At 69.0% G+C, this 7,704-nt stretch carries 6 protein-coding genes; 4 read left to right on the top strand and 2 right to left on the bottom strand.

Annotated features, from left to right (window positions below):
• Positions 1 to 24: 24 nt before the first annotated feature.
• Positions 25 to 1,107 carry a hypothetical protein gene (locus BLU81_RS22395; RefSeq protein ID WP_092546461.1) on the bottom strand — a complete coding sequence of 361 codons (1,083 nt, stop codon included), beginning with the start codon at positions 1,105 to 1,107 and terminating at the stop codon, positions 25 to 27.
• Entirely contained in the window at positions 1,104 to 1,520 is a 417-nt protein-coding gene (locus tag BLU81_RS22390; protein WP_092546460.1) for a YbaB/EbfC family nucleoid-associated protein, read from the bottom strand. Before BLU81_RS22390 ends, BLU81_RS22395 begins: the two co-directional genes overlap by 4 nt.
• A 269-nt stretch (positions 1,521 to 1,789) precedes the next feature.
• Here BLU81_RS22390 and BLU81_RS22385 point away from each other — a divergent pair, with 269 nt between their 5' ends.
• The 4 genes from BLU81_RS22385 (at position 1,790) to BLU81_RS49930 (ending at position 7,704) form a co-directional block, all read left to right on the top strand.
• The gene (locus BLU81_RS22385) at positions 1,790 to 2,110 is read left to right on the top strand and encodes a WXG100 family type VII secretion target (RefSeq protein WP_092546459.1); all 321 of its coding nucleotides are present in this window, start codon (positions 1,790 to 1,792) and stop codon (positions 2,108 to 2,110) included.
• 39 nt (positions 2,111 to 2,149) lie between these two features.
• Positions 2,150 to 2,452, top strand: coding sequence for a WXG100 family type VII secretion target (locus BLU81_RS22380; RefSeq protein WP_092546458.1), 303 nt, complete (start codon positions 2,150 to 2,152; stop codon positions 2,450 to 2,452).
• Positions 2,453 to 2,603: 151 nt separating this feature from the next.
• Positions 2,604 to 3,440: a hypothetical protein gene (locus BLU81_RS22375; protein WP_092546457.1), complete on the top strand. Its 837-nt coding sequence runs from the start codon at positions 2,604 to 2,606 to the stop codon at positions 3,438 to 3,440.
• A 148-nt stretch (positions 3,441 to 3,588) separates the two neighbouring features.
• The gene (locus tag BLU81_RS49930) at positions 3,589 to 7,704 is read left to right on the top strand and encodes a hypothetical protein (RefSeq protein ID WP_157751735.1); all 4,116 of its coding nucleotides are present in this window, start codon (positions 3,589 to 3,591) and stop codon (positions 7,702 to 7,704) included.

The raw sequence follows: 7,704 nt of genomic DNA, 5'->3' as shown, positions 1-7,704 counted from the left end.
GTCGGGTTATCGCCGGTCAGGCGCTCAGAAGCCGGTGTAGATCGGGGTCGGGGTGCCGTCGGCGGCATAGCTCAGCACGAACGGCTCGTAACCGGTCGCGGTCGGGTCCACCTTCGGGTTCTCCTTGACCACGAAGAACTGGCCCTTGCCCGGATCGATGACCGTTCCGTCGGGATTGGTGACCGCGGCGCCGGTCAGCGGGGTGACCGAGTCGTACAGATTCGCGTCGACCCGGGTGCTGCCGTCCTCGAACGGGTTCAGTGAGATCAACTGGTAGCCCTGGGGGAGAGGCTCGCCGCCGACGTGAGCGGTCGAGTACGACGGCTGCATGTACATCGACGAGATGGCCGGCATCGCGGGCGTCGCCGCATGGTAGGAACTTCTCGCGTGCGACTGGGTCGGCTCCAGCGGCAGGCCCGGTTCGGCCGGAAGCAGCGGCGAGTACGCGGGCTCGACCGGCTTGCGTGAGCTGTAGAACGGCGCGCCCTCGGCCGGTTCCAGAGTCCGGCCCTTCACCGCCTGCTGCCGTTCCCCGGTCACCGGTTCGAGGAGTTGGCCCTCGACGGTCCTCGCGCGTTGGAGCAAGGGCTGTCCGGTCTCCGGGTCGGTCGCCGGGGTCGCCGGGAGCCGGGCGGCGAGCATCGGCTGGAGCGGGACGGTGCCGTCCTCGTTCGTGGTGGCGCGGACCGCGTGCCGGGTCGTCCGGGCTGCCTCGCGCCGGACCGAGCCCTCGGCGGGTGTGACGGCCGGAAGCGGACGGTCGAGACCTTCGAAGCTCTTGGACATCTTGCCGGTGACCTCGGCGGCCGCCTCGTCGGCTTCGCGGTAGGCGCGGGCACTCTCGGTCAGACCGGCCGAGGTGTACGCCAGCGTGCCCTTGACCCCGCCGATGATCGCTTCGAGGTTGTCGATGCCTTCGAGGAACTTGGTGGAGAACTGTTTGCCCATGTCGTCGTCACCCCACGCGTTGGCGTACCGGGAACGCAGGGCGGTCAACTGGGACAGGTAGGAGTCGTAGAGCTCCACGTGACCCTCGTACGCGAGTCCGAGGCCCTCCACCCCGTCCGGGTCGACCCAGAGCCGGCCACCGGGGTTGTTGTTGATCATTCGGCGTTACCGCCCCGCGCCAGGAGCTCTCGCACGCTGGTCACCATGCGTGGCTCTTTGGGCAGGAACGCGTCGGCGCCGGCCTGCCCGCGGACGAGTTTCTGGGCATCGAGGCCGTCCGGCAGCATCGGCGCCAGCACCGCGGCGGCCTGGTTCATCACCTGTTCCTTGGCGTCGCCGTACGTCTCCATGATGAGTCTGGTGAGATCGGCGGTGGTCAGACGCTTGTGGGCGGCGGACGGGAACTGGATGTCGGTCAGCACGCCGTTCTGGCCGACGGTGATGCTCACCTCGCGACGTGGGGACATGGCGGTGGCCGAGAGCGCGTTCATCTTGGCCTGCATCTCGGTGAGGCTGTTGCGCTGCTTCTCGTACTCCTGGAACAGGCCTTCGATGCGTTCGCTGTAGTTCAAGCCGGACCACTCCCTCGACGCCGCCGTCTGATGAAGACGCCGTTTTCCAGTGAAGATCCTCGTAGCGGCCACCGGAACCATGGGCACCCTCTAAGTGCCTGAAAGTGCAACCGGTCTACCCGGCCTTTCGGCCCGTCAACGACGGAACGGAGCGCTGTCGTGCAATGTTCGGCGACGTTCGGACATCGAGCCCGCATCTGAGTTGTCGTTCGGTGGGCCTTTCCATCAAGACTCTTCACTGCCAAGTTCGCGATGTTAGGAGTCCGGCCGTGACGATGCCTGCCGTTAGCACTACCGAACCGGGTATGCAGAGGGCTGCCCAGGAGTTTTCCGACAAGGCGACCCTTTTCACCGGTGATCTGCGCTCGGTGAACGGCCAGATGGCCATCCTGCTCGCCTCCTGGACCGGGTCGGCGTCCCAGGGCTTCAACCAGGCGATGGACAACTGGGAGCGGGCCTTCCAGCAGGTCATCAACGAGCTGATCAAGATGCTCGAGGTCATGGGTGTGACCACCAAGGGCTACCAGTCCGCCGAGGACGAGGCCGCCAGCGTGGCGCAGTCGTTCGGCGCCGCCCTGCCCGGCTTCTGAGCCGAAGTCCTGAACCCCTGACCTCCCGAAAGGACTGACATGTCCAACTACACCTTCGACTTCGTGCAGGCAGACGCTGTTCTGACCGACATGAACAACATCAACAAGAAGATCCAGACGTCGCTCGACGAGATGGAGTCCACGGTCGAGGCCAGCCTCAAGGAGTGGACCGGTGCCGCCCGCGACCAGTACTACGTCTCGAAGCTGGCGTGGAACAACGCGGCCGACAACATGGTCGTCTACCTCGAGCAGGCGCGGCAGACGCTGCTGACCATCTCGGACAACTACGGCACCACCGAGCAGCGCCACGCGATGATCTGGAACGACGTCCGCGGCGGCTGATCCACACGTCGCGTGGCTGTCGTGCCCTCCGGCGCGGCAGCCCTGTTGTCCTCCCCGGCCCGGTGCGCTCGATGACCCGGGCCGCTGGGCTTTCCGCCTTTGTCCGTACCCGCGTACGCCGAACACCGAGCACCGAGTGGAGTGGAATGTCATGGCCAGTGTCGACTGGGGTTACCCGAACGAGAAAGCCATCACCGCGATGCACGCCTATTCCACGCATGACGAGGCCAAGGGCTACCCGGCCGGGACCACGCAGGCGGCCCACGACTCGTGGATGGCGTACTACAACAAGCACTCGAACGACCGGACCGGTGTCAACTACGACACCTGGAAGGACTCGGTCCGTGGCGAGCACCCGGAATGGGTCGAGTCGCGGGACTGGTACAGCGCGAACATCCTCGACACCGAGGGCTGGAAGAAGCTGGTCAAGGATTACAAGGGACAGATCACCGATCCCTCGAACGTGCGGCCGCCGGCCTTCAACTCGCAGTCCGACTGGATCGACGAGAACACCACCCCGACCGGCTCTGGTTTCAAGCCGCCGGCCATCGGCGGGTTCAAGGGTGACGCCGCCGCGACCAATGGCGTGGCAGTCAACACCGCCGCTCTGGAGTGGTTCGCGAAAGAGGTGCTGCAGAAGCTCACCGGCCCCGGCAACGTCCTGCTGTCGACGGTGGACCAGCTGAACGCGGTGGACCCCAAGCCGGGTGGCTTCGCGCGGGCCGAGGTGCTGCGCCAGGCGATCGTCGGGGCGACGGCCCAGGACGGCGGCGTCAAGGGCGATATGAAAGACATGCTGGTCAACATGAACACCTCCCTCATCGCGGTGGCGGAAGCCCTGCTGAAGATGGCCGGTGAGTACAAGAACCTCGAAGAGCTCAACTCGCTCACGACGGACAAACTCACCGCGATCATGGGCGAGTCGTTCAAGGGGCTCGACGGCCTGGGCGGCTACGGAGCGAAGACCATCAAGACCGACGGCAACTAGCCGTACGTACGACCGCAAGGCTCTTCGGTGTTGAAACCGCTTTGGGTAGTGCTCGCATTGAGGACAGGGAATGGGCAACGGTCTCGGTGAAACCAAGCTCGACGGATGGAACGACCCGTCGGAATCGGCATCCACATTCCCGCCGAAGGTGATCCCTGTCGGGGACCTGTACGACTACAAGACCTGGGCCACCGAGACCCGTGGATGGCGGAAGCTCGAGGCCGCCGTCAACGGCGGTGCGGCGCTGACCACCGACGCGGGCTCGAACTACGCGGCCAGCCGGGTCAACGTGGCGTCCGTCGTCGAGGCCGCGCGTGCCTTCCAGGCGACGCAGGACCTGCTGATCTGGCTGGAGCAGACCATCCGGTCGACGACCAAGTCGATGATCGGCGACGACAAGGCATGGAAGGGCCCGGCCGCCACCGCGTTCCAGGACAAGATGAACTTCTACGCCGACCTGTTGGGTAAACAGGCCGAGCACCTGGCCGGTGGCGCGATTCCGCACTCCGACACCGCCGCCAACAACATCAACTCGTCGACGAACCTCAACTCGCTGCCGTCGCAGCTCTACGACGCCGCCAACTATCTGTCCTGGGGTCAGCAGACGATCTCCTATCTGGACCGTGCCTGGGCGTCGATCGCCTCACAGAACGGCGTCGGTGGCAACAGCAACGCACCGGTGCCGATCAGCGGCACCGAGTACGAGAAGCCGATGGCCGAACAGATGGCGCAGGTCGTCGACACGGTGGCCACCCAGTACAAGATGACCACCGACAAGGCGGGCACGTCCGGGGTCACCATGCCCACGTCGGCCATCACCACGCCGACCATGCCGAAGACCACGACGATGAACCTCACCACCGTGGCCTTCACGACGCAGACGCTCACGACACCGGTGTTCACCACCCCCAACATCAAGGGGGTCACCACACCGGTGATCACCGCGCCGTCGAACATCACGGTGCCGAACATCACGACGCCGAACCTCAACAGCATCACCACCCCCGCCCTCAAGGGCGGGCCGGGCAACGTCACCACACCGGCGTTCAACAGCTCCGGCCCCGGCTCCGGCAACTTCGCGAGCGTCACCACCCCCGCTTTCAACAGCCCGAACATCAGTGGACCCGGTGGTGCCAACTCCGCCGTCAACCCGCCGGCGTTCAACGGCCCGGGGGAGGTCGGCGGCCGCACGCCCGGCGGTACCGGCGGTGCCGGTGGCGGAACCGGAGCCGGCCTGCCGGGCTTCGAAGCCCCGGTGATCAACCCGCCGGGCGGTGCCGGTGGCGGATCCGGTAACGCCGCCGCCGTCATCCCCCCAGTGATCAAAGCCCCGGCCGGTGGCACCGGAGGCGGCAACAGCAACGGCGCCGGTGGCGGCAACTCGGTACGGCCACCGACGGTCACCGGTCCCGGCGAGCTGGGCGGTCGGACTCCAGGCGGCGGTGGCACCGGAGGGGGAACCGGCTTCAACCCGCCGAGCATCCCCGGCATGGGTTCACCCGGAGCCGGTGGCGGTGGCGCGGGCGCGGGCGGCGGTGTCGGCCTCCCCGAGAAGCCCGACGCGAACGGCCTGCTCGGCGACAACGATGACTTCAAGCCCGGTGGATTCACCGGCGTGGACATCCCGAACTCGCCGGGCGGCGCCTCGCCGGGCACCGGCGGCAGCGGATTCCAGCAGCCGATGATGCCGGGTATGCCCGGTGGTGGTGCTCCCGGTGGGGGTGCCGGTGGTGGTTCGGGTGTGCCGGAGGCCCCGGATTCGAAGGGCCTTGTCGAGGGCGATGCGACCGATTGGAAGTCGCCGTCGTTCGGTGGTGTGGATGTGCCCGGTTCGTCGTCGGGTGCGGTGCCGGGTAGTGGTGGTCTCCAGCAGCCGATGATGCCGGGTATGCCCGGTGGTGGTGCTCCCGGTGGGGGTGCCGGCGGTGGTGCCGGTGTGCCGGAGGCTCCCGATTCGAAGGGGCTTGTGGAAGGCGATGCGACCGATTGGAAGTCGCCGTCGTTCGGTGGTGTCGAAGGGCCGGGCTCGTCGTCGGGTGCGGTGCCGGGTAGTGGTGGTCTCCAGCAGCCGATGATGCCGGGTATGCCCGGTGGTGGTGCCCCCGGTGGGGGTGCCGGTGGTGGTTCGGGTGTGCCGGAGGCCCCGGACTCGAAGGGGCTCGTGGAAGGTGACGGCTCGGACTGGCAGTCCCCGTCGCTGGGAGCCGTCGAGGGGCCGGGTTCGTCGTCGGGTGCGGTGCCGGGTAGTGGTGGTCTCCAGTCGCCGATGATGCCGGGTATGCCCGGTGGCGGCGCTCCCGGTGCCGGAGCCGGAGGTGGCACCGGTCTCCCCGACGCCCCGGACTCGAAGGGGCTCGTCGAAGGCGACGGCTCCGACTGGCAGCAGCTCGTGCCGGACGTGGGAATCCCGAACGGGTCCGGCGGTGCGGTTCCCGGCGGTGGCGGCTTCGACGGGGCCACCGCGCCGCGGTTGCCGGATCTCCCGGTCGTCGAGACCACACCGGGCACGCAGACCACACCGGGTACGACCGGACCGGGCGCGGGACTGCCCAGCTCGGGCATGCCGATGATGCCTGGCTCGCCGGGCGCCCCGGGTGGCGGAACCCCGGGCGGAGGCGTCCCGGACTCCCCGGATGCCTCCGGGCTGATCGGCGCGGACGCCGGTGACTGGAAGCCGTCCGGGAACCTGGGCGCGGGCACCCCGGAGGCACCCACCGGTGCCGGTGCGGGCGGTGCGGGTCTGGAGACACCGGGCTGGATCGCCCCGGACACCGGATCGCTGGGTGCGGGGACCTCGGTCGAGACGCCTGCCCCGGTCGGCGTACCCGATTGGGAAGCCCCGGCGGCCGGTGGCGGGACGGCCATCCCGGCCCCCGCCGTCCCGGCCTCTACCGGAGCCGGTGGGATGCCGCCGCCCATGCCCGGCATGCCGGGCAGCAACGCGCCCGGGGACGCTGCACCGGGGGGCGCCACCGACGCCTCCGCTCTCGTGGAGCAGGACCAGACGGGTTGGTCCGGTTCGGGCCCGGTGGACCACACGCCGGACTCCTCCGGCGGAGTCACGGCCGGTGGCGCGGGCTTCGAGGCCACACCGCCCCCGGTTTCCGCAGTGACGATCCCGGATCTGAGCGTGCCGGATCTGAGCGTGCCGGTGGACTACCGGCCGGATCTCGGCGTGCCCGACATCGGGGCCCCGGACGTCCCGGCCGCCGTGACGCCGGAAATGGAAGTCCCGGTCACGGAATCCCCGGCCGTGGAGATCCCGGATGCCGGTACTCCTCCCGGAGCCCACGCCCCGGACACGACCGTGCCCGCGGTGACCGTTCCTGACGTAACCGTGCCGGAAGTGACCGTGCCCAGCGTGTCGGTGGTGACTGTTCCTGATGTGGAAGTGACCGTGCCCGACGTGGCGGCGGTGATCGTTCCTGATGTCACTGCGCCGGAAGTGACCGTGCCCAACGTGCCCGAGGCGACGGTACCGCCGGTGGGCCCGCCGCCTCCGGTCGAGGTGATCGTTCCGCCGGTGGCGGTCGAGCTGCCCACCGCGGTGGACCTTCCGGGCACGCCCGTCGTCGGCGGTCCGGGGGCACCCGCCGAAGGCGAGACGATCACCGAGACGCCGATCACCGAGACGCCGGTCGTCGGTGGATCCCCGGCCACCCCGGTGCTCATCGGTGCCCCTGGGCAGGCCGGACAGGTGCCGGTGGGCCAAGCGAGCCCGTCGGCGCCGCCGGGTCAGCCAGCCTCGCCGGGCCAGACAACTTCGTCGGGCCAGGCCGGACCGGCCGGGCAGTCGAGTCAGCCGTCCGGCGCGGGCCCCGCCGTCCCGGCCGACACGGTGCCGAAGAAGCCCGTGGCGGCCAAGGCCGAGGAGGTCGTCGTGGTCGTGCCCGGAGTGGGCACCATCGCGGCGGGTGCTGGTGGCGTGGCCGGGGTCGGCTTGGCCGCGGGGCTCGGCCGAGCGGGTGCCATCACGGACGGCGACGACCGGAGAAGTGCTGGACCCCGGCGGTCCGACGGTGCCGAGGACGACGAGACCGGGGAGCGTTCCGGTTCCGCCGAGCTGTTGCGCGAGGACGACACCACCTGGGGTGGTGACGGCACCACCCCAGGTGGTGATGGCACTGCGCGGCGGCCGGTGGACGACCACGTGCCACTGGTCCGGCCGGATGACGAACCCGACGACATGTCGGGCTGGGACGACGCCGGCGACGCGGATTGGCTGACCGGCGGCAAACCGTCCGACGACGGTACGGAAGGGTGA

The organism is Actinoplanes derwentensis (assembly GCF_900104725.1).
Lineage (GTDB): Bacteria > Actinomycetota > Actinomycetes > Mycobacteriales > Micromonosporaceae > Actinoplanes > Actinoplanes derwentensis.
Note: the sequence above shows the minus strand (reverse complement) of the source record. Positions and strands in the feature narration are given on the sequence as shown.